This is a genomic window from Maribacter arcticus (genome assembly GCF_900167935.1).
Classification (GTDB): domain Bacteria; phylum Bacteroidota; class Bacteroidia; order Flavobacteriales; family Flavobacteriaceae; genus Maribacter; species Maribacter arcticus.
This window is the reverse complement of the sequence record NZ_FUYL01000001.1, coordinates 326,268-351,708: the sequence shown is the minus strand read 5'-3', so window position 1 is coordinate 351,708 and position 25,441 is coordinate 326,268. Positions and strand designations below refer to the sequence as shown.

Sequence of the window (25,441 nt, the reverse complement as noted above, 5' to 3'; positions counted from 1 at the left end):
TTTTTACGAAATTTTTTTGTAGAAATTAAAAATGATTAAGTAATAGTATTACCGTCTATTTAGAAATCTGCAATATTCAGTAATTCTTCTTTATCTAAAATAATGATCCTTCGACCACTGTCTGTCGTAATCAAACCTTCATCTTTAAAATCGGAAAGTGTTCGGATGGCAGTTTCGGTAGCCGTACCGATCATACCTGCAAAATCTTCACGAGGAATAGACATACCCTCACCCGGCTTATCTTTAATATGACCTTTTTCATATAGTTCCAAAAGAGCTTTGGCCACTCGTTGTCGTACCGTAGCAAAGGCCATATCTACTAGATGTGCCTGAACGTTTATTAAGTTATTAGAAATCATTGAAATAAATTTTTGAGAGACCATTGGGTTACCATAAAGCAATTTTATAAAATCGGCCTTAGGTATAGCACAAAGTTCTGCATCATGCAAAATAACGGCGTTCTCTACATATGTACCGGCAGCGTGTAATAGTGATAATTGTCCTACAAAATCGCCAGGCCCATAAAGCCCCGTAACCAGTTCTTTGCCAGACTCAATACCTTTATAGGTCTTGACATTTCCACTTTCTATGAAAAAAAGTGAATGTGCATTTTCTCCTTCCCAAAAGATAATTTCCTTTTTTTTATAAGACTTCAGGCTATGACTCTTAGAGAGGCCTTCCATATCTTCATATTCAGAAACTTCGCCCAAAAATCTATTGAGACCTTCCAAGTTTTTCTTGATTTCATTTTTTAAGTTATCGTGTTTATTTAAGCGACAGGCAATTGCTTCTAACAGTTCATGTTCCTCATAAGGTTTTGTTAGATAATCATCGGCGCCTAGATTCATGCCCATACGCATGTCAGACCTATCTGTCTTTGCGGTAAGAAAAATAAAGGGAGTACTGACCATACTACTATCTTTTTCAAAAGTTCGTAATACTTGAAAACCATCCATTAGTGGCATCATAATATCACAGAGCACTAGATCGGGTTTAAATTCCTTTGTTTTTTCTATACCTATTATACCATTTTCAGCAGTAACTACTTGGTAGTTGGCTAGTTCTAATATTTCTGCCGTATTCTCACGAACATCTTGATTGTCCTCAATTAATAATATTTTTTTCATGTTCATATAAATTTTGGGGAAGTTGAACGGTAAAGGTGCTTCCAATACCAGTTTTACTTTTAAAACGTACAGTACCTCCCATCAACTCTGCATAGTGTTTGACTATATGCAGCCCTAGACCAGTACCACTTATATTCGTTACGTTCTCGGCACGAAAAAAACGTTCAAACAAACTCTTTTGGTCCTTTTCTGGTATGCCGATTCCATTGTCGGTGATATTAAATAATACCGCTTCATTGGCCTGTTGAATTTCCATTACCACCTCCTTGCCTTCTTCGGAATATTTTAAAGCGTTTGACAAGAGATTGATTAAGATATGGCTCAATAGCTTTGGATCTAAAAAAACAGGTATTTCCGCAGATGTATATTTAAATTGAATAACCTGACCTTCCTTTTTTGTCGACTCCATTTCATCGATAACAATTTTACAGTACTCCATTAATTCAAAATACTGGGGCTTTGCCTCTACCTTACCTTCTTCCAATTTGCTCAACGATAGAAAATCATTTAATATAACGACCAAATGTTTTACATGGCTACGAATACGGGAAACATGTTTTTCACGTCGTTCTGCCATATCAGGTTCATTTTGTTTTCCAATTAAGATTGCGGAAGACAGAATAGCGCTTAATGGAGTGCGAAACTCATGAGAGGCCATTGAGATAAAGCGCGATTTTAGTTCATTTAGTTCTTGTTCTTCCTTTAGTGCCTTGGCTAATTTTTCTTGCACTTTTTTTTGTTCTGTGATATTGTTATATACAAAAAGTGCCCAAACAATACTTTCTTCTTCAGACTTTAATGGAGTGGTATTTACGGCATAACAAAAATCACCGAACTCGACCTCAAAGGAAAGACTTTTGCCCGCTATCGTTTTAAAAAGATCTTGTTTAACCTGATTAATCTGTCTTTTTGAAAAAATTGGAATATCATCAATATGTTTCCCCTCAAAATTGATTTTATTAAGGTTCATCCGTTTCAATTCTTCTCCTTCTAGGTAGAGGAGTTCATAATCAGCATTGAAGACCACAATAAACCCATTTGGAAAATTTTCGGCAATTGCGTTAAACTGAGCTTGGCTACGTTGTGCCTTACTTTCTGCTAGTTTAGTCTCTTGAATTTGATCTTCAAGAATGAGATTGTTCTCGACTAGTTTTTGTACCGTCGATTCAATTGCTTTAGTACGATCTGCTACCTTCTCTTCAAGCTTATTCGCATATTGTTCTAACTGATTTTTTGCATTATGCATTTCGGTAACATCATTCTGCACCCCAATAAAATGGGTTAATCTTTGATTTTCATTGAATAACGGAGTAATACTTAAATCGTTCCAAAACAGGGTACCGTCTTTACGGTAATTTCGTAAAAACACCCTACACTCCTCCCCTTTCTTAATGGCTTTTCCCATCGTAACAATGGCTTCTTGGTCTCTATCGTCGTTCTGTAAAAACTGACAATTTTCACCTATAACCTCTTCGCGACTGTAGCCTGTAATCTCGGTAAAAGCAAAATTACAATAGATTATAGGCAAATTAGGCTGTTGGGCATCGACGATTACGATTCCGTTTCCGGCGGCATCTAATGCTTTGTTTCTTAAATGTAAAGTGTTATGAATTTCCTTTGTTTTTGAAATATCTCGAGCAATTGCCAATACTTGATTTTTGTTCAATGGTACGAACCGACATTCGTAATCGATCATTCTATTTGCCACCTGTACCGTTACTTCCAATATTTCCATTTTTTGGCTACCCAGAACTGTTGATATTGTCTTATTAAGCCTATCTGCGACCTCTTTTGGGAACAAATCATTTAGATTTTTTCCTTTGAGATTCTCTTTTTCTGCAAAAAGATATGACTCGTCTGGAACTTGTATTTCTAATACAGTTCCGTTTTTATTGTGTATGGTCATAACATCGGGTATTGCCTCAAGAATAGCCCTGTTTTTCTCCATACTTTCACGTAATTTATTTTCCGCCTTAACTTGTTGGGTCACGTCAATACCAGAACTGATTAAACCCGTAACCTTCCCATTTTCATCTTTAGAAAGTGCATTTTGCCAACGAATCAACTTTCTTTTATTTCCTTTAGCAATCACCCAGTTCTCTTTCTCATTAGGTAGTTCTAACTCACCTTCAATTATATAATCGAAAAATTGTGTCAAATTTTTTCTATCATTTTTGGGAATATAATGGTCAAACCAATTCTTACCTTCCATCTCTTGCGCGTCATAGCCCATAACTTCACATGCTTTTCTATTGACCATGGCAATGGTATGATCTCTATTAATGACCAAAAAAATGGATGCGGCAGTTTCTAAATATTTATAAAGTAATTCCTTCTCTTTGGTAAGTGAGATTTTCGCTACCGTACGTTCTGTAACATCTTGCATGAACCCCTCTAAATGCATGATTTCCCCTGTTTGGTCTATAACACAAGACCCTATTTCCCATATCCATTTTGTTTTATTGACAGCTGTTGTGATTCGATAGGTAAATTCATAAGAATCTTTTTTCAAAATAGCTTTCCTTCTTTCCTTTTCGACTCTATTTCTATCATCTGGATGAATAAGGGCTACCCAATTTAAAGTACCATTAGCATAAAATAGTTCGGGTAAATACCCACTGATAGTTTCACAGGCATTGCTAAGAAATTCCATAGTCCAGTGCTTATCGGTTTTGCATCGGTAGACTATACCAGGTACATTTCTGATTAGGGTGCGGAGTTTCCTGTCGCTTTCAAAAACAGCATGGTCAGCTTTTTTACAGTAAACAGCCGAAATTGTTTGTCCTTCGACAACCGATTTAACTATTCTAATATCCATGGAAAATTCCATCCCGTTAAAATGTAACCCTATGAGCTGAATTGGCTCAGAGGTTGGTTTATTCATAAAGAGCTCTATCTCTTTTTTATATCTCTTTGAAAAGATGATATCGATTTTTTTATTGATTAACGCCTTCTTTTCGTAACCGAACATACGCTCACTCTGGGCGTTTACTTTAAGAATAGTACCCTCTGAATCGAGCACGAACAAGCCTGCCAAAGAGGAATCGAAAACGACCTGATATATCGCAGTTTCCGTTACTTTTGGTTTCCTTTCATATTGTTCTTTAAATCGGTTCATAGCGGTAGGTCAAATTATACTTCTTCCATATCGTATCCTTTATTATGCATTTTTGGCAATGCATCTAAATGATTGTTTTGAACAAAACCAATAAATTTTTCTCAGATTTTGTAGTAAAATCAATCTAGTAGCCTAAATGGTGATACTCATCCTAAAAATGAGCTGCCCCATCCATTTTCCGTCTTTAATCCTGTAGTGCAAATTAACCCTAACCACTTTTTCATCAGCCTTTTAAAATGACGCTAAGTCTAAATAAAAATTCAACAATGAGTTTTTTCTGACTATTCCTAAAAAAGGATTTCATGTATTGAATTTTATCAAATATATCATTGATAGGCAAGGATAAAAATGATATTAGTCATCAATCACATTTGAAAAATAAAAATGATAAAAATTATTTTATTGAATTAAAAGATGGCAGATTACCGAACAGTAAAGGACTTACGTAATTATAAAACAGGTTTTGTACTTTCTGATGGTGGCGAACGCGGTGTTGCATAAATTTGCGCTTTAAAAACCCATGAAGAATATGGCTTCTATCCGTCCCAAATTGAAGCACTAGTATCAGAGGCAATAAACGATTTAAATCAACGGGTCTTATGAATTATTTATGGGTGCGGATAGGGGTCATAACTTTGATTCAATGTTATAGTAGTTTTAAAAACCCCTCTTTGAGCTGACTCCCTATTACATTAGCCATTTGGTGTTTTACCAAAACAATATTTTATCGAACGTTTTGTCAATTGTGCCAGTACCAAAGAACCCAACGCAAACAGTATTACCAATATCAATTGGTGCATAGAAACGGGGTCTAATGATAATGCCTCAGCTACTGGAGTAATTAGATACGCCCCAAACGTTATTCCAAGGGATAAAACTATTGCTCCCCAAACCCAAATATTTGTAGTTACCTCATTAATCCAAAAAGATTCTGTATGTTTTGGCAAATTGAAAACATTGAATAATTGTGCCATTACCAAAGTATAAAAAGCCATATTATTAATAGTTTCAGTAGGTAGTTCTAATACAAGGTATGCATAGGCAACAATACCTAAAACTGCTAAGCTTATACACAGCCCATATAAAATTATATTATACCAATCTTTTCTATTAATGATGGGTGCCTTGGGGTTATTTGGCGGACGTTCCATAATGTCTTTTTCTCCTTTTCCCAACCCCAGTGCTAGTGCCGGAAATACATCTGTTATCAAGTTCAAGAACAATATTTGCATGGGCAACAAAGGCGACGGAAAGTTCAATGATGCGGCGATACCAACCGATAGTATTTCAGCCAGATTACATGATAGTAGATATACCACAAACTGACGAATATTCTCAAAAATCACCCTACCCTGTCTGATTGCTAATTCTATTGCAGTAAATCCATCGTTCTTCAAGATAACATCGGCAGCTTCACGAGCGGCCTCAGTACCCCGAATGCCCATAGCTATACCAATATCGGCTTTTTTTAAGGCAGGAACATCGTTTATACCGTCACCAATCATGCCTACGATATGGTTATTCTTTTGATAGAATTTGACAATATCTAGCTTCTGCTCAGGGGTAACACGTGCAAAAACCGAAGCATTCAACAACCTTTTGATTACCGTTGCATCTGGATTATCCCCTATCACAAAGTCTTTGGCTATTATTACTTTATCTGGAGAGGCATCCATTTCCAACAGACCTACTTCCTGTGCAATTTTTTTAGATGTGCCAGGGTGGTCTCCAGTAACCATAACTACTTTTATCCCTGCTTTCTTATAAATATCAATGGTCGCCTTTACATCATTACGTGCCGGATCAAGAAACCCTATAATTCCTAAAAAAGTAAGTCCCTCAATTATCGATTTAGAAGTTGGCAACTTTTGCGTCTCTTTATAGGCAAACGCCAAGGTTCGTAAACCTTGGTCGGCCAGAGTGTTCACCTTTGCATGCCATTCACTTTTAGTATCAAAAGATATAATGCCGGTGGCATTCATGATAAAATCGCAATGGATTATTAGACTTTCAAAAGCCCCTTTGGTGTAAACGTGAAAACGCTCCCCATGGCTATGCGCGGTTGCCATAAATTTACGGGTTGCATCAAAAGGCAACTCCAATAGCTCAGGATTGTTTTCTTTGATGGATACTGGATTATATCCTAAATATTTTGCAAATTCCATAAGGGACAATTCAATAGAATCACCTTGTCCTTTAATAGCATTTGGATCTTCGTTATTGCAAAGAACACCAGCAAGCATCATTTTATTAAAAACCGGATGTTCTTTGACTGAAGAAGATACTTCTATAGAATACGCATCATCTACCGATTCATCTCCATAAAGTATAGCATGTACTTTCATACGATCTTCAGTCAAGGTACCTGTCTTGTCTGTGCAGATAATGTCAGTTGCCCCCAAGGTTTGCACGGCTTCCAGTTCTTTTATAATCACTTGGCGTTTCGATAACCGTAACATACCTTGTGCCAAGGCAATGGTCGCCACGATAGGTAGACCTTCTGGTATTGCGGCAACGGCCAGAGCTACTCCCGTTTCTACCATTAATAAAAAATCGTTTCCCCTAATATATCCTACAATAATGACGAATATGGCAAAAAATAAAGTTAACCAGATTAGCCATCTGCTCAATTGGTTTAACTTTTTTTCTAAAGGGGTACGCTCCTCAATGGCATCGATACCTAGTTGTTGTATATGACCCAATTGCGTATGCTTAGCCGTGGCCGTTACAATTGCTTTTCCTGACCCTGCCGTTACCATAGTACCCCTAAATACCATATTATGTTGGTCGGTAATTGGTGAATGCTGGGGTAAGGTTCTGGTTTGTTTTGTTACAGGAACACTTTCCCCAGTCAAGGCCGATTCCTTTACCAGTAAGTTGTCAACTGCCATCAAACGTGCATCGGCCGGTACAATATCGCCCGTTCTCAATAAGACGATATCACCAGGCACAACTTCAAACGACTTAATTTGTATACTTTTCCCCGATCTGATAACGAATATTTTTGACTGACCCATTTTTCGAAGTTCTTCCAACGAACGCACGGCCTGAAGTTCCATAAAAAACCCAATACCCGCAGAAATTAAAATAACGATAAGAATAGCGATGCCCTCTAAAATATCATTGAAAATAAATGCAAGTATGGAAGCAGCGAAAAGGATATATAGTATAGGGTTCAATAACTGATCGGTAAGGATGCGCCATCTTTTTTTTGGGGCATACTGTGGTATTTGATTGGGGCCATATTGATTCATGCGTTCTTGAATCACTTCCCTATCCAATCCTAATTCGGCATGGCTATCTAAACTGGCTACAACTTTGTCTAAGGATATTGCAAACGGTTTTTCGACCATTATAAAAATTTTGCAATGAAGTTATGATATAATGTAATACCCTCCGAACCTTACCTATATACATTTACGCGTTTAGGTTTTGGCCGGAGGGTATTATATAAAAAGCGGGGTTAAATTAACTAGGCAATCTGAACCTTTTTAGGTGGTAGTTTTTTTGCTTCTTCCTTTTTCGCAAGATTAAAACTTAAAATACCATCGTTATATTTAGCTTTAATGGCTTCTTGTTTTACACTATCTGGTAGTTGCAAAGAACGCTCGAAAGCATTATAACTAAACTCTCTACGTGTATAGTTATCATCGGTTTCTTCTTCTGAGGACGACTTTTCTGCCTTAATGTTTAGGCAACCATCTTCAATGGTAACCTCAAAATCCTTTTTACCAAAGCCAGGAGCAGCAAGCTCGATTTCGAACTTATCATCGGTTTCCTTTATGTTCAATGCGGGCTCAGATCTTTTACCATTCCAAAAATTTTCAGACACCATATTTCTGACCCATCCGCGATTTTCGAAAAAATCGTCCATGTCAAAAAAGTCTTGGGTAATCAAATTTCCAAAAGGTCTTCTATTAAATTTTACTAATGACATAATATTTTGATTTAAGGTTATACATTTAACTATATCTCAAAATTACATTCAACTTAAAGGGTATAAAATGACGCAGGTCAGTACTGATTTTTTTTTGAGATTATTTTAAAAAAAAGGATACCAACAGCTGTCCATAGTATTTATTTAGCTCTCTATTCTGGTTTCCTATACGTTCAACTATGATAAATATCATTTAGAAAGCCCTTATTATCAACTAGTTTTAGTTTTTCTAATTTATTTTCTTTTCTTGAATAAAGACTAATGACACCAATTTAAAAAGCTTGAAACAACCTATGTGGACATTCAAAAATTTTAACTTAGCTGACTGGTTTTCATTTTATCGGATTGCAGCAGTTCCGTTACTATCAATGCTCTTATGGTTTGGAGAACGAGAGCTTTTTACTTGGTTTTTACTTATTAGTTATAGTACCGATGCAATTGACGGGTATTTGGCAAGAAAATTAAAAATAACTAGTGCCCGAGGGTCTCAATTAGATTCAATCGGAGATCAATTGACATTTACAATGGGTCTTATCGGTCTAGTAGTTTTCGAGAACGACTTTATAAAATCGAATATAATACTCATCTTAATTGCATTTGTGCCTTATCTGCTTCAAATGGTTATAGCATTCGTTAAATATGGTAAGGCAACATCTTTTCATACCTATTTGGCCAAAGTATCTGCTGTTGTTCAAGGGGTTTTTATACTATGGCTGCTATTTTTTGGCCCCGTATATTGGTTGTTCTATTTTATGATTATAGTAGGGCTTTTAGAAACAATAGAAGAAATTATACTCATCTTTATGTACGATTCTTGGGTGGCGGATGTTAAAGGTTTTCTTTTCGCTCTAAAGGATAAAAGAAGATTAAATGGCACTAATGCCACAAAGCAATAAATTACAGCATGCGCTCCTATTCTTTTTTCACCATTGTTCTTTTATGTCTGGCAATATTATTAATTGATGCTTTGGCCTTTTATTGGTTATTATCTATTACCCGCCCAATTACATCAATACTACTAAAAAATAGTATCTATATCGCCTTTTGGATTTTCACTATTGGCCTAATAACCTCAATTTTACTTCTGAAAATAAAATTGGAATTAGTAGCGCCTGAACGACAACAACTTATTATATCTAGACTTTACGGCCTAACAGTATCGTCATTTATCCCCAAATTTATTTTTGTTGTGGTAATCAGCATTCTCTACTTTTCTAATTTCGTATTTTCTGAACAGGAATCTCTTATTATAATACCGCTGGTCGGTGTTTTTTCTGGTTTTCTTCCTTTTTTCGTGATACTTTATGCCATCTTTAGTGCGGTTTATCGTTTTAAGGTGCATCACATAAAATTAAATTTCGACGCCTTGCCAATGAGGTATAATGGCTTACGAATCGTACACATTTCAGACCTTCATTTGGGCTCTTTTAATTTCAAGTATCATAACCTGCAAAAGGCCATCAAAAAAATAAATCAATTAAAGCCTGATTTCATCTTCTTTACAGGAGATTTGGTCAATAATTTTGCTTGGGAACTACTAGGTTGGGATTCTGTTTTAAATCAATTATCGGCTAAGCAAGGAAAAATCGCCGTATTGGGAAACCACGATTACGGAGATTACAGTCAATGGCCTACACCACACGATAAACAAATAAATTTTAAGGGTATTCAAGAATTTTATAAAAAAATTGATTTTAAACTGTTAATGAACGAAGCAAAAGTTTTTGAAAATTCTGATACACAGATAGCCATCATCGGTGTAGAAAACTGGGGAAATGGTGGTTTTAAAAAATATGGTGATTTGGAAAAAGCTTTAGAAAAAGTGGATGACTCCAATTTCAAAATTTTATTATCACACGACCCTTCGCATTGGCCTGAAGAAGTGGCGCACCATACAGATATTGCACTGACACTTTCGGGTCATACCCATGGCATGCAAGCCGGTATTAGTTTTAGAAATAAAAAGTGGAGCCCAATAAAGTATAAATACAAGCATTGGGCGGGTTTATATAAAGAAGGTGGTCAATACCTATATGTGACCCGAGGCTTAGGCTGGATGGGATTTCCTGGCAGGTTAGGCATGAGACCCGAAATCACGTTAATTGAACTTTCTTGCGCTAAGGACATGACTTAATTCGTAAAGTATTACACAAACCATGTGTACCAATATCAGACCTTGGCTATTGGCGATATTTTTGAGATTACCTTTATTTTTTTTGGAATTCCAAAAATCTTATCCATATTATCATTAACACAAAAGTCCAATGTACCTCTATTGAAATACCATCTACATGAACCAATTTTAAAAAAATATTCATATTAAAAATTTCATTAAGATTTTTATAAGTCCCTGTTCAACAATGATATAAATCATATGAAACTTTAAGGCTTACCATTACATTTGATTCTTTGGGCTTAAAACGAACAAAAAAAAAGGTATTTGCTCATATGGTCAATCCAAGCAATACCGAAGCAGTAACAAAGCATGACTGCAAGTTATAATGCGAAGTACCGATATACGTAGTTATTAGAGGGGTTAGATAATACTGCTAGAACACTTATCTATCAAAAAAGGCCTATTGATGCCGTTGGACATTATGGTTACCAGAATTGTATATGCAATAGCCAGAAGAAAATCCTTAGCAGATTAAGGTCACAATATGGCATAACTTGTGGTACCGCCTCAACAATAACAAAAGGCTCTCGACTGTGTAAAATAAAAGCGGTGGTTCAACTGAATAAATGGATTATTTCGAATTCAGAAACCACAAAAAAATTGGAATAATTGCCTAACATAAAACACTTACATCAAAAATAATCATGTCATGGACTACTATTTTTCAACTCAGTTAAAAGATTCAACCTTCGATGATGCAGTATCAAAAACTAAAGAGGCTTTAAAATCAGAAGGTTTTGGAGTACTTACAGAAATAGACATGAAAGCTACCTTGAAAAAAAAGTTAGATGTACACTTTCATAATTATATAATTTTAGGGGCTTGTAATCCTCCATTAGCTTATGAGGCACTTAAAGCCGAAGACAAAATCGGCACTATGCTACCCTGTAATGTAATTCTGCAAGAGAGAGAGCAAAATACCATAGAAATTGCCGCGGTAGACCCAGCTGCCTCGATGCAGGCCGTAAAAAATGATGCGCTGATTACGGTTGCAGAAACCGTTCGTGAAAAACTTAAAAAAGTAATTCAGAATATAACTAAATGACGAATCTAAGCCCCAATGGGCTACAAATTCTTCAAGCCCGTTACTTACGCAGAACCGAAGTTACCGAAACGCCCGATGAACTTTTTCAACGGGTGGCAAAGCATCTCATTACCGTAGAGGATGAAGACCACGAATTCTGGTTCGACCGTTTTTATGGAGTCATGCGTCATCTCGAATTTTTACCCAATAGCCCTACCCTAATGAATGCCGGTTTACCTAAAGGTCAATTAAGTGCTTGTTTCGTACTTCCTGTTGAAGATAATCTAGAGGCCATTTTCACAACCCTTAAAAATGCAGCACTTATTCATAATAGTGGTGGTGGTACAGGCTATAATTTCTCAAAACTTCGACCCAAAGATGATATCATTACCTCATCTGAAGGTTCCTCTGCAGGGGCAATTGCTTTTATGAAAATATATGATACCGCCACCGAGTATGTGAAACAGGCAGGCAAACGACGAGGTGCCAACATGGGAATCTTGAATGTAACACATTCTGACATCGAAGCTTTCGTAACCTCAAAATCTGATCGGGAGAGTTTGCAAAACTTTAATATTTCTGTGGGCATCACGAATGATTTTATGAATGCTGTAAAAAATAACCTAGAATGGCAATTGGTCAATCCAAGAACGAAAAAAGTATCAAAGACGATTCGTGCCAAAATGCTTTGGGATTTGATTGTAGATGAAGCTCTAAAAACCGGAGAACCGGGACTTATTTTTTTAGATACCATTAACCAAGATAATCGGTTACCTAAACAGGGAAAAATTAATTGCACCAATCCTTGTGGAGAAGTACCGTTATTCGATTTTGAAAGCTGTAATCTAGGTTCTATCAATTTAACCAAAATGGTAGTTCATGATGGAAAAAAAAATGAAATAGATTGGAATAAACTCGATAAAACTATTTCGATAGCTATTCGATTTTTAGACAACGTCATCAGTTCTAACCACTACTTATTACCCAATATCAAGCATATAACATTGGCCAACCGTAAAATAGGATTAGGTGTTATGGGCTGGGCCGAGCTTTTGATTATGCTGAGCATACCCTATGCCTCAGAAAAGGCTGTGGACCTTGCCGAAGTGCTCATGAAATTTATTCAAGAAAAAAGCTATGCAGCATCGGGCAACTTGGCACAAATAAGAGGGTGTTTCCCTTCATGGAAAGAAAGTCGATATGCACCCAACACACTATTACGTAATGCCACCTGTAATAGCATTGCACCTACTGGAAGTATTTCGGTCATTGCCGATGCCTCATATTCCATTGAACCACTCTATGCTCTTGCTTATAAAAGAACCGAAATTTTAAATGATAAGACCCAAATAGAAATCAATTCCATTTTCGTTGAAAAAATGAAATCCTTAGGGTTTTGGACTGAGGAAATACAGAATGAAGTAATCGCCAATGGAAGCATTCAAAATATAAAACATATTCCGAAAAATATAAAAAAACTATTTGAGACAAGTTTAGAAATTCCATGGAAATACCACTTGCTACATCAAAGGGCCTTTCAAAAGTATACGGACAATGCTGTTTCTAAAACCATTAATCTTGCAAGTAACACAACAGCCAATGAGGTCTCTGAAATCTATAAAACTGCATGGAAGTATGGTCTAAAAGGGATAACCATATATCGAAATGGTAGCCGAGCCAATCAAATACTACAACCCTGTGGGGTTAACTTGGAAGACGAATGCAGTTAAAATATCAATTTCAATAATAACAACTATCATAGGCCATACATTTAAAAATAATACGGTTGTCATTTCTTTTTGTATGTAGTATACTGCTTATAATTTCAAGTTTGATGGATTAGGAATATTTGCGACGGTGATGTTTCGAGGAAAAAAGTACAACTGACCAAAATCATTTTAATTTTTTCAGTAGAGCTCTACCTTATACCCCAATAGCTTTAGAATTCTAAAATTTAAACAAATGAAACCTTCATTAAATATTTGTCAAAGTTGTGGTATGCCCATGCACCATTTATCAGATTTCGGCACCAATAAAAATGGCACCGTCAATTCCGATTATTGTCATTTTTGCTATGTAAAAGGAGCATTTGTAGATCATGGAATAACATTAGAACAGAAAATCGAGAAGAATATCGCCTTTGCTGAGAAAAAGGGAATGCCTAGGGAAGAAGCAACAATCTTGGCCCACAGCACACTTCCCAATCTTAGAAGGTGGAAGGGTCTAAAACCTTTAGATTAGCGGTAGAAATAATGACTCTTTAAATTCCAAATCAAGTTTCATATGTAATCGATTTGACGCTTATACAGCATTATGGTTAGCATGTGATAGGGTTCACCCAAACGCTTAATCCAAAGTTCAAGCAATAGTTGTGATTTTATATTCACCTTTTAAGGCCTTAAATATCCCTTATATTTTTTCAATCCTTCGTTGACCATTTCTATTGCCGCTTCACTAGTCATGGTTGCCCCAGAAATACCATCTACAATAACCCCATCATCTATTCTGCTTTCCATGTTTTTTTGAAGCGTAAAAGTATTTTTATCTAAATTTATTTTTGTTCCTATAAACTTATCCGCAAAAGGTGACTGGGTCATAGCCGCCCCGTAGCCATCGGTTTCAGCAAAATGTTCGAAAGCTATTTTTTTAATTTCCAATGTATTTTTATCCACTAAAACCTTTGCCCAAATAGGACCTCCAAAGCCTACGCCTTGAATTAGAAGAATTACATCGTCAGTGTTTTTAATTTCGAAAATTGGTAAAGAGTTTGCTTTTTCACGCTTCATCATTTTTTTGTAAAATGATACTGCTTCATTCATATCAATAGCTGTGACCGATTGGTTTGTATCTATATGTTTGAAGTCGATGAATTGATTTATATCAGATTCGTCAGAAATAACAATATCGGCAAATTTACCAAGTTCAATCATTGCAGCAGGAACATGAACTATTGCCTTTTCTTCCTTTACAGTTTCTACCTCTTTTGGTTTTTCAGTACCAGGTTTTTGTTTGCAGTTCCAAAATAATAGAACAACTAGTAAAAATATAATTTTAGGGATAACATGTTTCATAACTATATTTTTTCAATTTATACTAAAGTATACTCCTCGAACCTATTTAGAAATGATGTTGGTCATATGCACATTAAATCTTTATTCTTCTTCATAAGATTGAGAAAAATCGACTGACATATATCATTGTGAATCATAAGCTGGCAATCTACTTTTAGATGAAATATTATAATCTAAAATAATGAAAAAAGCACTCTATTTCGCTCTGGCGTTACTGTTAACCTCTTGCTATTCAACTCAATTTGTAGATAGTTGGAAAAACAAGGAAATTACTGCTTTCGAACCCGAAAAACTTTTAGTCATTGGTATTACTAATAATCTTACGGCGCGTAAAATTTTCGAAGAGGACATGAAAAACGCCCTTACCCTAAGAGGTATCAACGCTAATGATAGTAGTACTGAACTTGAAAAATCATTTACCGATTCACAAAAAAACGAGGAAGAAATAGATGCCCTAAAAGAACAGCTAATAGCCAAAGGATTTGATGCTATAGCAATCACAGCGGTTGTTGGGGTTGATGATAAGAGAGACTACAATTCTGGACACTATTCTATTGGTTATAATTGGTACCGTTTTGGTCGTTATTACTATCGCTTTCAAAACGTCTATTACACTCCAGAATATTATTCAGACTATAAAGTATTTCATATCGAAACTTCCATATACAATATAAAAGCTGATGAAGATAAATCATTAGTATGGGTGGGCACCTTTGATATCGTAGATCCAAATAATATAACATCAACAGTCAAAGACTATGTAAACTGAATCGTACTACAATTGGAAAAGGAAGGAGTTATCAATAACGTAAAAAGTAAACGATAAAAAGTTAAAAGTTGGCAGTTAGAAACTTATTGATAATAACTCTATATCACTTTACAGATGATTGAATTGAGTAATAATATTTTATTTAAGGCTAGTATTGATTGGACATGTTGATTTTTATTTTAAAAGAAACAGCCTATACTTTTTTTATAAAGCATACACTATTTCTTTAATATGCTTGCCTACACTACCAACCATCCACTAATTTAAAACATCAAATTAGAGTAAATCATACTTTTAAGGTCTTTAGGTAAACTGTCACGTATATCTTCCATTTCACCTAGAGAGATATATTTTCTAAGGTAAATAAAAGTTGTGTCTACATATTGTTCAGCTACTTCGTCGCTATATTCGAAATCATTAACCGCAGCTGACCCGTCATGGGCACGAACCAAATCTAAAAATTCAGCCATATGTTTAATCTTAGGTTTATTCTTTTTAATTGACCATCCATTAACATAAACAGCTTTAAGAAACATGGGTAGTTGAGCAATTAACTGTAATGATTCTTCTGTCGGAATTATATCTCTAAGTGCGTGCATAATAGAAGTAAAAACTCGCCCTGCCTTATTACGGTCATTGGGCATATTCATTTCTTTTGCATAATCCTTTAAAAAGGTATTCCCTTCAGTTGCATATTGATTAAAATTAAGTGCCATAATATTTTGTTTTTATAATGAGGTATAAAATTTAAAATATAAGACCACACTTGAAATGATACAGGTCATTTTATAAAAAGAATAGCATTGATATTTTTGAAAAGAAACAAAACCATACATATTATGACCATCAATTTTCAATACATACAAATGGCTGAAAGTAGTTCGTTAAGTGAAATCGTAACCCGTAATCTTCAAAAATTAGGAAACAAATATCAGTTTATCATTCGTGCCGAGGTTTTCTTCAAATTGGGAAACGGCACTGATGGAAATGATAAAATCTGTGAAATACAACTCAGCGCACCAGGACCAAGAATTTTTGCTAAATCCAACGAAAATAATTTTGAAAAATCTGCTGCAAATACTATAAGCGACTTAGAAAGGCAATTAAGAAAACGTAAAGAAAAATTTGAACGAAGTAGAAAAGCCATTTAAAATGAAAAAAATATTAGTCCCCGTAGATTTTTCTAAGCCCTCTGCACATGCATTACATGTTGCAGCAAGAATTGCAGAACAACTACAAGCCGAAATTATAGTGCTTCATATGATGGGAATTTCAGAAGCGGTACTTACTAAAGATGAAGCCCAAGAATATGAAGAGGCGAAGTATTATATGAACCTTGCTAGAAAACGTTTCAAACCTTTTTTGAACCAACCATACCTAGAACATATCAAAGTCAGGGAAATAGTTCAAAACTATAAAGATTTTAAGGAATTGAACAAAGTAGCTCAAGAACAGCATATTAATTTGATTGTAATGGGGTCACATGGAACCAGCGGCATAGGTGATTTCTTATTGGGTTCTAATACCGAAAAAGTGGTACGATCATCAGATGTACCAGTTCTTGTCGTTAAAATGCCTAATCCAGATTTTAAGGTTGAAAATATATTATTTGCCTGCGATTTTACAGAAGATTCGGTTCTAGCCTTTAAAAATGTTAGGGAATTCGCAGCTAATTTTTCTGCGAAGTTGAACCTTGTCTATATTAATACGCCACATTACGATTTTAACAGTAACACCGAAATAGAAGAGCGTATATCAAAGTTCTTATATAAGGCAGGTACAATTGAACAAGAGGTTACAATTTACAATGATTATAGTGTAGAGCATGGTCTTATGAACTATTCTAAAAAGGGAAATTATGATATACTAGCTATACCCACGCGAGGTAGAAAGCCTATGTTACATTTTCTATTAGGTAGTAGAAGCATTGGCGAAGATGTGGCCAACCATGCAAATCTACCTGTATTGACGTTTAAAATATAAGTAGAGAAAGAAGTATCGTCAAGTTTCCAATTTCTTTTGTTCAATAGTTTATTTCAATAGTAATTCAATCTTGGCCAAAAGCATAAGTTCTGACTTATTTTTTTTTGAAAAGGAATTGGCAATTGCATTAGTGGTCTCCTTCGTCAATGATTTGATTTCTTCTGAGAATGCGTGTGGATGTTCTTCATAGAATTCTTTAAACTCTTGAAAACACTCTTCGCTGGTCTTTTCATATTCTAAAAGCCAGTCGAAAACAATTTCAATTTGGTTTGCAGCATCGGTACCATATCTATCGGCAAAATCATCTACATATAGCCATTTTTCTTTTACAATTTCCTCAACTTTATCCCATTCTTTTATATGTACACTACCATCGCATATGGCAACTGCATAAAACAATTTACCTAGGCTTTTATAAAGTTGGTTCATCGTCTTATCTGTATCTCTCATTTTCAATGGCTTTAAGTTGTATAGTTTAAAAATATGATACATAAGCTAGAAATTCAATGATAAAAATCAGATGTAATCTTTTATATTTGATATATGCGCATTTTCCAGAAAAACAGTAATATTTTCAACCTTCTTTCAGAAGGGATTTCCGAAGGAATAATTGTTGTAAATACTGAGCAGGTCATCGTTGCAACCAATTCATCAGCATTGGAAATGTTCGGCTATGAAAAAGATGAACTTATTGGAAAACCACTCGATACCCTTATTCCCTCAAGATACCATCATAACCATGATACACACGTTGAAAACTTTATAGCAAAAAGCGGAAAACGTCAAATGGGTCATGGTCGTGATTTATTTGGCATTTGCAAAGACAGTAAAGAATTTCCGGTAGAGGCTGGTCTAAATCCTTTTGAACTTGATGGCGCCACCTATGTCATGGCTTTGATTATTGATATTACAGAGCGTAAGAAAAAAGAAAAAGAACTTAGTCATTGGGCGCGTATTTTTAACGAATCGCTAAACGAAATCTTTGTTTTTGATGCAGATACCTTCAAATTCATCAATGTTAACAAAGAAGCCCAGCGAAACATAGGGTATACCATGGAAGAGCTTCTCAAAATGACTCCTGCTCATATCAAACCTGAATTAAGTAAACTTAAATTTAGAGAATTGATACAGCCTCTATTGAATGGCGATATAGAAAAGCTCAAGTTTGAGACCGTTCATGGAAGAAAAGATGGATCTTCCTACCCCGTAGAAGTGCATCTACAACTATCAGCTATGGGAGAAAATAGAGCTTTTGTAGCCATAATACTAGATATTACCGAGCGAAAAAACTATACCAAAAAACTCGAAAAAACAGTAGATGAACGCACACAACAACTGACAGAGGCACTGGCTGTAGAAAAGGAACTGAATGAATTAAAGACACGTTTTTTATCTTTAGTATCACATGAATTCAAAACACCTTTGAGCAGTATATTGACCTCAATTACGCTGTTGGGAAAATACACCCAGACTGAACACCAAGAAAAGCGTGACAAGCATGTGAACACGATTAAAAAAAAGGTAAAATATCTTGATACCATTCTTACCGATTTTCTTTCCGTAGAACGATTAGATTCCGGTAAGATTAATTATAGCATAGAAACCTTTCCGCTCAGTAAAATAGTTAACGAAGTCATTTATGATGCCAACATGTTACTCAAAGCGGGACAAAAAATTAACTATCCTGAAAACATTGATGATATTACCATCGAATTCGATGAAAAAACATTAGAGCTGGTACTATCGAATCTAGTGCGTAATGCCATTAAATATTCCCCAGAAGACTCTATCATAGATGTACAAGTAGCAATAGAAGATAACAAATTGCTCTTAAAAATAATCGATAAGGGAATTGGTATTCCCGAGGAAGAACAAAAACATATTTTCAACCGTTATTTTAGAGCTGAAAATGCTCTATTGACACAAGGCACTGGGATTGGCCTTAATATTGCAAAACAACATTTAGAAAACTTAGGTGCAAGCCTTGAATTTTCAAGTGAGGAAAATAAAGGATCTATTTTTACGGTAAATATACCTCTAACACATAAAAGCTAGAGCAAAGGAAGACTACTCTACCAAACGAAGATGGAGCTTTAAGTGAAAGCAACTTAGAATTTTTAAAGCTATCAGGTTATTCGGTACTAACTGCTTCGAAAGAAAAGATAGGCCTCTAAATTAACCTTAGAAAACATAACTACCATCGAGTCTATTGAATTAGAAGGAATATTTAAACAAACAATAGTATTTCCTTAAAATTGATAAACCTTATTACTAAATAATAATGCAATTATCAAGGCACAATTACTAGAAAATCGTCTATACTTTATCATGCAAGAAAACGGCTAAAACACTTTTACAATTTGTCGATATCCTAAACACAATTACGGAAGAACCCAATAAAATAAAAAATAACGATTTAGATAGTTGGCCTAAATTGTTACAGAAAGCCTCATTCATACCCTTACATGTTTTTAGAAAGAGGGACTTATAACTATGGAAGGCCACAAAATTAGAAATCATGAAACTGATAAATATCATATCTAAATTCTGTAACAAGTATAATATTTGTTCCCCAAGACTAATTAATGAAAAACATTTTATTCCCCACAGGTTTTTCAGCCAATTCTTGGAACGCTCTGGAATATGCCGTACACTTTTTTAAGAATGAAGACTGTATCTTCTACATTTTACACATTGCCGATTTAAAGGACTCTAATGTAAACAGCAATTCTTTTGCTTTTGCTACAGAGACAGCCTTACCTAGCATTAATAAAAAAATCAACCTTCTTTCTATGCGTGTCGAGCAATTACTCGACAACAAAAAACACCATTTAATTGTTCTTTATGAATATGGGAATTTTATAGATCTTATAAGAAAAACGGTCTATGATAAAAAAATAGAACTTATAGTTATGGGTACAAAGGGGGCATCAGGTATTAAAACCGCCATAGTGGGCAGCAACACAGGAGATGTAATAACCAAAGTAATCTGTAATGTATTGGTAATACCGGAAAAGGCACCTATTAAAAAGCCAAAGAAAATCACTTTCGCTACTGATTACAATATCTTTTATACCCACCCCATATTAAATACACTTTCGGAACAGCTGCGAATTTCGAAGGCCAATTTTAATGTTTTAAACGTATCACAAGCCAACGGTCATCTTACAAACGCTCAAAAAAAAAACAAAGAGTATTTACAAGATTATTTGGAAGAAATATTCTCTTGCTTACATAATTTCCAAAGTGTGGACAATAAGAATGTCAAGGAAGCCATTCTAAATTTTGTAGCCGATAATAAAATAGAAATGTTAACAATGGTAGCCAAAAACCTTAACTATTTTCATCAGTTATTATTCGATACCACTATTGAAAAGTTAAGTTTTCATACCACCATACCTCTTTTTGTACTTCATGAATAGGTCGTCTTTGTCTTGAGCTGATCAAAATCATAGTTTTTAGATCAAATCACCATTATTTTTCTTGAAATGTAAAAGTGAGACCGATGAAAAATATTTTAATTCCTACCGATTTTTCCAAGAACTCTAAAAATTCCATTCGTTATGCACTGGATTTATTCCAAGTAACTCCTTGCCATTTTTTCCTCCTTTATGTCAATGTAGAAGGATCGAACTTTACAGAAAAACCTGCTTATGAGTTTGGCACAAATATTCTAGTAGAATTAGAGCCCAAAGCCATCAATCAAAAGTTAAATGACTTAGAAAAATTTATAACGTCGATTTCCTCAAAAAAAGAACATCATCATTTTACGACGATTCGCGAACAAGGTTACTTTTTGTCATCTATACGAAAACATATTCAAGAAAAGGAAATAGATCTCATCATAATGGGTACGCAAGGCGCCTCTGAACTTAAAGAATTTTTCACCGGCACCCGTTCGGGAGATGTAATTACAAAAGTGGAATGCGATACCCTAGTGGTTCCCAAAAAAGCAAAGTTCCAAGGCTTTAAACAAGTGATACTACCTGTTGATTTTGAGATGGCCTATGACGATGCCACCTTAAACAAAATAGCAAATTATATTACTTCAGATAAGGCACATATCAACTTACTTTATGTTACAAAATCTCCAATTCCACTTTTAGAGGAAATAGAAGTGCTTCAAAAACACTTAGCACAGCGGCTATCGGAAAAATTAATGAACACTGTCAGTTTTCATAGGGTAGTATCTAGAAAGGTAGAAGACGGTGTTCATTCATTCGCAGAAGGCCTGAATGCCAATTTCATTATAATGATTTCAAAGGATTATAATCTCTTTCAGAAATTATTTTTAGATACCACGGTAGAAGAGGTAAGCTTTGACACTAGCATTCCACTTTTATCGCTTCAAGGGTAAAATACTATATTCCTTTTTTTTCTTTCTCAACACTGATGACTTATATCATTTTAATTAAGTTATGATAGAAATATTTTTAGATAATCGTAAAAAGAAATTATATGACCACCGTTTTGATTCCTACCGATTTTTCGAATAATGCTATGCATGCTATAAAATATGCGATACAGCTCTACAAGTGCGAACGCACTAATTTCTATTTTTTACATGCCTATGCAGACGAAATATACGGTCCTTTTAAAAAGAACGGTGGCAAGTCAATAGAAGAGCAAAAAGAAATCACCCGAATAAAAGTGGAACAGTCGCTAAAAAATACAATAAGCGAACTTACCAAAAAATATCACAATCCTAAACACAGTTTTGAAGCCGTATCTGCCTTTGAGTCTTTGGTCGATGCGGTCAATGATTTTGCCAACCAAATCAATGTAGATCTTCTAATTATGGGTACTCAAGGCCAGACTGCAAACAAAAAGCTTACGTTTGGCAGCCATACCGTACAGGTATTTAAATATGTCTCTTGTCCGGTTTTGGCCATTCCTGAAAACTACGAATATCGACAACCTAAAAAGATACTATTTCCCACAGACTACATGTTGCCTTATAAACGTAGAGAACTTAAACTCTTAAATACACTAGCCGCTGAATTTAAATCGGAAATACATTGTCTTTATATTTCAGATTTTGAAGATTTAACTAATAGACAAATTGACAACAAGCGTTTTTTACAAGAATCCTTACCTGATACCTACCTATTTAATGAACGTTCGCCTGTTAAAAATAAAGGCGAGGCTATTATGGAATACATTTTAGAAAAGGATATTAATCTATTGGTTATGGTCAATGCTCGTCACTCGTTTTTAGAAGATATGCTATACCGATCTACGTTAGACGATATTGGGTTACATCCTAAAATTCCATTTTTGGTCATGCAGAACTTGCCCAGATAATATTTAACTCCTTTACTATGAAAAAGATTCTCTTGCCTACCGATTTCTCTAATAACGCATGGAACGCCATTTGCTATGCCCTTGAATTTTTTAAAACTGAGAAATGCGAATTTCAAATACTTCATACCTATACTCCAACCTTCTATCGCATAGATTATATGATGGGCGGGCCAACGTTTAGCGCCCTTCCTGATAAAGGTGTAGATATTGCACAGGCAGGTCTCGATAAAACTTTAGTGGATATAAAGCTAAAATATAAAAACCCAAAACATACATTCAAGACCCTTTCCGCATTTAACACCTTAACCAATGAAATCTTGGAGCTTACCGAAGCTAAAAATTTTGATTATATCGTAATGGGAACACAAGGTGCCACAGGTGCCAAGGAGATTTTTTTGGGAACAAATACCGTACATGTAATTAGAAAGTCAAAAATTCCTGTATTGGCCGTGCCTGTTAGCTATGTGTTTAAAGAAATAAAATCTATTGTTTTTCCAACGGATTATGGCCAATTACACAAAGAGGAAGATTTACAATACTTATTTAACCTTTCAAATACTTTTGAATCTAAATTAACCATATTGCATGTAAAGGAGGAGTATGATTTGGCCGATGAACAGCAGGTGAATAAAAAGGCGTTAGCTGATTATTTTAAAAAGCTTAATCCCATTTTCGTAGAGGAAAGAGGAAAATTGATGCCCGAAGCAATCCATGAATATATTGAAGAACACCAATCTGGATTTTTGGTAATGATGAATAGAAAACACTCATTTTTAGATAGGTTTTTGGTAAAGCCAAATGTAGAATCTATTGGATACCATACCCAAATTCCTTTTTTGGTAATACCGGATACTTGGGAAGAACATCCTTAAAAATATTCTTTTACCAGCCGAACTTTACAATAATGAAGCACATACCCTTTAAAAATCAAATGGATGATTCACTAGTCATAAAAATGGCATTAATTCAGCAGCGCCATAATTTTCTAAAATAAACTTGTAATTTTTTAATTCGTATAATAATTTAAACATATGGCACAAGAGGTAGTTTTAGGTATTGATATTGGTGGCAGCCTTACTAAGGTTGGTCTTGTTACCAGAGAAGGGAATATTATTGATAAAACTATATTCAAAACCAATGCTCAAAATCCGTTTCCAAGCTTTATGGAAAAACTAAAATTGGAGGTGGAAACACTGATTTTAAAATGGGATGTTGATATACAAATACGTTCCATCGGTGTTGGAGCCCCCAATGCTAATCCGCACACAGGGCAAATTGAAAATCCCCCGAACCTGAAATGGGGTAAGGCTACCCCGATAGCAAAGATTATCAACCAAACTTTTAATCTACCTGTTTCACTAGCGAACGATGCCAATGCTGCCGCTCTAGGTGAAATGGTTTTCGGTGCAGCCAAGGGAATGAAAAATTTTGTCGCTCTGACCTTAGGCACAGGACTGGGAAGTGGAATAATTGTAGATGGTAAACTGTTAATTGGAGAACACGGTGCTGCCGGAGAAATAGGTCATGTTAATGTGGAGCCTAATGGGAGAGAGTGTAATTGCGGGTTACATGGCTGTCTGGAAACCTACGCATCGGTAACAGGAATTAAGAGAACAGTCTTTGAGTTATTGGCAGATATGAAGATAGATTCCCCCCTTCGTGGTATTAGTTTTAAGGATATGAGAGGAACAGATATTTCGGATGCCGCGTTAAAGGGCGATCTTATCGCTCTGACGGCTTTTGAAAAAACAGGTGAAATCTTAGGAAGTAAAATGGCCGATACTGTGGCCCATTTAGACCCAGAAGCATTCATACTATCGGGTGGATTGAGCAAGGCAGGTGAAATTCTATTAAGACCTATAAGAACCCGAATGCAGCAACATCTATTTAACGCCTACAAGGGCAAAATAAAAGTACTATTGTCAACGGCTACAAGTTCCAACGCGGTGTTAGGCCCTGCAGCTTTGGCCTGGTTAGAATTAGAGAATACGGCACTTGAATGATTATTATCATATTTAAAAACATTAAGTGCGGTTATTTTTAAATACAAATTACTGCGTACTATGAAAAACATACTGATACCAACAGATTTCTCTGAAAATGCTTGGAATGCAATTGTTTATGCAATATCATTATTCAAAAAAAATGAATGTTCTTTTTATCTAATTCATGTAAACCCTATCAATCCTAATTCAGGTAGTGAAGGCACCATGTTCTTACCACCAGAAATATTTGAAGAAAGTATTTTAAAAAAGAGCAGAAAAAAATTAAAATTATTACTGGAAAAGATTCAAAAATTACCTCTTAATACGAAGCATACATTTGAAACCAAAGCTATGTCCGGCTTTTTCACCGATTATATTAAACAAGAGGTAATAGATAAGAAAATTGATTTAATTATTATGGGCACCAAAGGGGCATCGGGTATAAAAGCTGTTTCTTTAGGCAGCAATACTGGCAATGTTATCACCAAAGTGCCGTGTGCTGTATTAACAGTACCAGAAAATGCAAAATATAGCGACCCAAAAGAAATAGGTTTTCCAACAGATTTTCTTTTAGGGTATGATGACAAGGTCATGAAAAGGATAAAAGAGCTTGTCTTTTTACATAAATCGGCACTACGTTTTTTGCATGTTACTTCTAAAGGAGATCAACTAAGTATGGAGCAAATAAAAAACCGTGAATTTTTAAAGGACTATTTTACCGATACAACTTATTCATTTCATACCCTAAAGGAAAAAAAACTAGACGTTGCCGTTCAACATTTTGTTGAAAGTTGCAATTTGGATATGATTGTAATGGTTGCAAAAAACCTAAATTTCTTAGAGCGAATTCTTTTTAGACCAAAGGTTGAAAAAATTAGTTATCATACTTCTGTTCCATTTCTGGTAATTCATGAATAAAATTTACAAAACACAATAGGATTAAGTCT

General features: G+C 35.1%; 22 protein-coding genes. 15 read left to right on the top strand and 7 right to left on the bottom strand.

Going from position 1 to position 25,441, the window contains the following annotated elements; all coding sequences use genetic code 11:
- Positions 1-59 precede the first annotated feature (59 nt).
- The 4 genes from B5X55_RS01555 to B5X55_RS01540 form a co-directional block, all read right to left on the bottom strand.
- A complete protein-coding gene (locus B5X55_RS01555) occupies positions 60-1,127 on the bottom strand; it encodes a response regulator (RefSeq protein ID WP_079511083.1) in 1,068 nt (355 codons plus the stop codon).
- Complete coding sequence (locus B5X55_RS01550; protein WP_079510696.1) at positions 1,105-4,245, bottom strand: PAS domain S-box protein; 3,141 nt, start codon at positions 4,243-4,245, stop codon at positions 1,105-1,107. Before B5X55_RS01550 ends, B5X55_RS01555 begins: the two co-directional genes overlap by 23 nt.
- 692 nt (positions 4,246-4,937) lie before the next feature.
- Positions 4,938-7,598: a cation-translocating P-type ATPase gene (locus B5X55_RS01545; RefSeq protein WP_079510695.1), complete on the bottom strand. Its 2,661-nt coding sequence runs from the start codon at positions 7,596-7,598 to the stop codon at positions 4,938-4,940.
- Positions 7,599-7,717: 119 nt separating this feature from the next.
- The gene (locus B5X55_RS01540; protein ID WP_079510694.1) at positions 7,718-8,182 is read right to left on the bottom strand and encodes an Hsp20/alpha crystallin family protein; all 465 of its coding nucleotides are present in this window, start codon (positions 8,180-8,182) and stop codon (positions 7,718-7,720) included.
- A gap of 293 nt (positions 8,183-8,475) precedes the next feature.
- Between B5X55_RS01540 and B5X55_RS01535 the strand changes: the two genes are divergently transcribed.
- From B5X55_RS01535 to B5X55_RS01515, 5 genes are all read left to right on the top strand, one after another.
- On the top strand, positions 8,476-9,078 hold the full coding sequence (locus tag B5X55_RS01535; RefSeq protein ID WP_079510693.1) for a CDP-alcohol phosphatidyltransferase family protein: 603 nt from the start codon (positions 8,476-8,478) through the stop codon (positions 9,076-9,078).
- Positions 9,079-9,086: 8 nt separating this feature from the next.
- Entirely contained in the window at positions 9,087-10,316 is a 1,230-nt protein-coding gene (locus tag B5X55_RS01530) for a metallophosphoesterase (protein ID WP_079510692.1), read from the top strand.
- A gap of 691 nt (positions 10,317-11,007) precedes the next feature.
- A complete protein-coding gene (locus B5X55_RS01525; RefSeq protein WP_079510690.1) occupies positions 11,008-11,403 on the top strand; it encodes a DUF302 domain-containing protein in 396 nt (131 codons plus the stop codon).
- Positions 11,400-13,112: an adenosylcobalamin-dependent ribonucleoside-diphosphate reductase gene (locus B5X55_RS01520; protein WP_079510688.1), complete on the top strand. Its 1,713-nt coding sequence runs from the start codon at positions 11,400-11,402 to the stop codon at positions 13,110-13,112. The genes B5X55_RS01525 and B5X55_RS01520 overlap by 4 nt, the downstream gene beginning before the upstream one ends.
- Positions 13,113-13,344: 232 nt before the next feature.
- Complete coding sequence (locus B5X55_RS01515; RefSeq protein WP_079510686.1) at positions 13,345-13,623, top strand: zinc ribbon domain-containing protein; 279 nt, start codon at positions 13,345-13,347, stop codon at positions 13,621-13,623.
- A gap of 149 nt (positions 13,624-13,772) precedes the next feature.
- Here B5X55_RS01515 and B5X55_RS01510 read toward each other — a convergent pair whose 3' ends face one another.
- Positions 13,773-14,453, bottom strand: coding sequence for an FMN-binding protein (locus B5X55_RS01510; protein WP_079510684.1), 681 nt, complete (start codon positions 14,451-14,453; stop codon positions 13,773-13,775).
- Between the two features lie 181 nt (positions 14,454-14,634).
- Here B5X55_RS01510 and B5X55_RS01505 point away from each other — a divergent pair, with 181 nt between their 5' ends.
- Positions 14,635-15,222 (top strand): hypothetical protein, encoded by a 588-nt coding sequence (locus B5X55_RS01505; RefSeq protein WP_079510683.1) that lies wholly within the window; start codon positions 14,635-14,637, stop codon positions 15,220-15,222.
- Between the two features lie 263 nt (positions 15,223-15,485).
- Here the strand turns inward: B5X55_RS01505 and B5X55_RS01500 are convergent, their stop codons facing one another.
- A complete protein-coding gene (locus B5X55_RS01500) occupies positions 15,486-15,938 on the bottom strand; it encodes a DUF2267 domain-containing protein (RefSeq protein WP_079510681.1) in 453 nt (150 codons plus the stop codon).
- Between the two features lie 123 nt (positions 15,939-16,061).
- On the opposite strand from B5X55_RS01500, the gene B5X55_RS01495 reads away from it, so the two are divergent.
- The gene (locus B5X55_RS01495; RefSeq protein ID WP_079510679.1) at positions 16,062-16,373 is read left to right on the top strand and encodes an HPF/RaiA family ribosome-associated protein; all 312 of its coding nucleotides are present in this window, start codon (positions 16,062-16,064) and stop codon (positions 16,371-16,373) included.
- A gap of 1 nt (position 16,374) precedes the next feature.
- Positions 16,375-17,205, top strand: coding sequence for a universal stress protein (locus B5X55_RS01490; protein WP_079510677.1), 831 nt, complete (start codon positions 16,375-16,377; stop codon positions 17,203-17,205).
- A 48-nt stretch (positions 17,206-17,253) separates the two neighbouring features.
- Here the strand turns inward: B5X55_RS01490 and B5X55_RS01485 are convergent, their stop codons facing one another.
- The gene (locus tag B5X55_RS01485) at positions 17,254-17,655 is read right to left on the bottom strand and encodes a hypothetical protein (RefSeq protein WP_079510675.1); all 402 of its coding nucleotides are present in this window, start codon (positions 17,653-17,655) and stop codon (positions 17,254-17,256) included.
- Between the two features lie 93 nt (positions 17,656-17,748).
- Here B5X55_RS01485 and B5X55_RS01480 point away from each other — a divergent pair, with 93 nt between their 5' ends.
- The 7 genes from B5X55_RS01480 (at position 17,749) to B5X55_RS01450 (ending at position 25,412) form a co-directional block, all read left to right on the top strand.
- Positions 17,749-19,260 (top strand): sensor histidine kinase, encoded by a 1,512-nt coding sequence (locus tag B5X55_RS01480; RefSeq protein ID WP_079510673.1) that lies wholly within the window; start codon positions 17,749-17,751, stop codon positions 19,258-19,260.
- A 530-nt stretch (positions 19,261-19,790) separates the two neighbouring features.
- Positions 19,791-20,627, top strand: coding sequence for a universal stress protein (locus B5X55_RS01475; protein ID WP_079510671.1), 837 nt, complete (start codon positions 19,791-19,793; stop codon positions 20,625-20,627).
- Between the two features lie 83 nt (positions 20,628-20,710).
- Positions 20,711-21,562, top strand: coding sequence for a universal stress protein (locus tag B5X55_RS01470; protein ID WP_079510669.1), 852 nt, complete (start codon positions 20,711-20,713; stop codon positions 21,560-21,562).
- A 101-nt stretch (positions 21,563-21,663) separates the two neighbouring features.
- A complete protein-coding gene (locus tag B5X55_RS01465) occupies positions 21,664-22,509 on the top strand; it encodes a universal stress protein (RefSeq protein WP_079510667.1) in 846 nt (281 codons plus the stop codon).
- A 17-nt stretch (positions 22,510-22,526) separates the two neighbouring features.
- Positions 22,527-23,381 carry a universal stress protein gene (locus tag B5X55_RS01460; RefSeq protein ID WP_079510665.1) on the top strand — a complete coding sequence of 285 codons (855 nt, stop codon included), beginning with the start codon at positions 22,527-22,529 and terminating at the stop codon, positions 23,379-23,381.
- 159 nt (positions 23,382-23,540) lie between these two features.
- A complete protein-coding gene (locus B5X55_RS01455) occupies positions 23,541-24,512 on the top strand; it encodes an ROK family protein (RefSeq protein ID WP_079510663.1) in 972 nt (323 codons plus the stop codon).
- A gap of 60 nt (positions 24,513-24,572) precedes the next feature.
- On the top strand, positions 24,573-25,412 hold the full coding sequence (locus B5X55_RS01450; protein ID WP_079510661.1) for a universal stress protein: 840 nt from the start codon (positions 24,573-24,575) through the stop codon (positions 25,410-25,412).
- Positions 25,413-25,441: the final 29 nt, after the last annotated feature.

Coding starts and splice junctions, on each gene's coding strand:
- B5X55_RS01555 (WP_079511083.1), bottom strand. CDS start 1,127: ATGAAAAAAATATTATTAATTGAGGACAATCAAGATGTTCGTGAGAAT.
- B5X55_RS01550 (WP_079510696.1), bottom strand. CDS start 4,245: ATGAACCGATTTAAAGAACAATATGAAAGGAAACCAAAAGTAACGGAA.
- B5X55_RS01545 (WP_079510695.1), bottom strand. CDS start 7,598: ATGGTCGAAAAACCGTTTGCAATATCCTTAGACAAAGTTGTAGCCAGT.
- B5X55_RS01540 (WP_079510694.1), bottom strand. CDS start 8,182: ATGTCATTAGTAAAATTTAATAGAAGACCTTTTGGAAATTTGATTACC.
- B5X55_RS01535 (WP_079510693.1), top strand. CDS start 8,476: ATGTGGACATTCAAAAATTTTAACTTAGCTGACTGGTTTTCATTTTAT.
- B5X55_RS01530 (WP_079510692.1), top strand. CDS start 9,087: ATGCGCTCCTATTCTTTTTTCACCATTGTTCTTTTATGTCTGGCAATA.
- B5X55_RS01525 (WP_079510690.1), top strand. CDS start 11,008: ATGGACTACTATTTTTCAACTCAGTTAAAAGATTCAACCTTCGATGAT.
- B5X55_RS01520 (WP_079510688.1), top strand. CDS start 11,400: ATGACGAATCTAAGCCCCAATGGGCTACAAATTCTTCAAGCCCGTTAC.
- B5X55_RS01515 (WP_079510686.1), top strand. CDS start 13,345: ATGAAACCTTCATTAAATATTTGTCAAAGTTGTGGTATGCCCATGCAC.
- B5X55_RS01510 (WP_079510684.1), bottom strand. CDS start 14,453: ATGAAACATGTTATCCCTAAAATTATATTTTTACTAGTTGTTCTATTA.
- B5X55_RS01505 (WP_079510683.1), top strand. CDS start 14,635: ATGAAAAAAGCACTCTATTTCGCTCTGGCGTTACTGTTAACCTCTTGC.
- B5X55_RS01500 (WP_079510681.1), bottom strand. CDS start 15,938: ATGGCACTTAATTTTAATCAATATGCAACTGAAGGGAATACCTTTTTA.
- B5X55_RS01495 (WP_079510679.1), top strand. CDS start 16,062: ATGACCATCAATTTTCAATACATACAAATGGCTGAAAGTAGTTCGTTA.
- B5X55_RS01490 (WP_079510677.1), top strand. CDS start 16,375: ATGAAAAAAATATTAGTCCCCGTAGATTTTTCTAAGCCCTCTGCACAT.
- B5X55_RS01485 (WP_079510675.1), bottom strand. CDS start 17,655: ATGAGAGATACAGATAAGACGATGAACCAACTTTATAAAAGCCTAGGT.
- B5X55_RS01480 (WP_079510673.1), top strand. CDS start 17,749: ATGCGCATTTTCCAGAAAAACAGTAATATTTTCAACCTTCTTTCAGAA.
- B5X55_RS01475 (WP_079510671.1), top strand. CDS start 19,791: ATGAAAAACATTTTATTCCCCACAGGTTTTTCAGCCAATTCTTGGAAC.
- B5X55_RS01470 (WP_079510669.1), top strand. CDS start 20,711: ATGAAAAATATTTTAATTCCTACCGATTTTTCCAAGAACTCTAAAAAT.
- B5X55_RS01465 (WP_079510667.1), top strand. CDS start 21,664: ATGACCACCGTTTTGATTCCTACCGATTTTTCGAATAATGCTATGCAT.
- B5X55_RS01460 (WP_079510665.1), top strand. CDS start 22,527: ATGAAAAAGATTCTCTTGCCTACCGATTTCTCTAATAACGCATGGAAC.
- B5X55_RS01455 (WP_079510663.1), top strand. CDS start 23,541: ATGGCACAAGAGGTAGTTTTAGGTATTGATATTGGTGGCAGCCTTACT.
- B5X55_RS01450 (WP_079510661.1), top strand. CDS start 24,573: ATGAAAAACATACTGATACCAACAGATTTCTCTGAAAATGCTTGGAAT.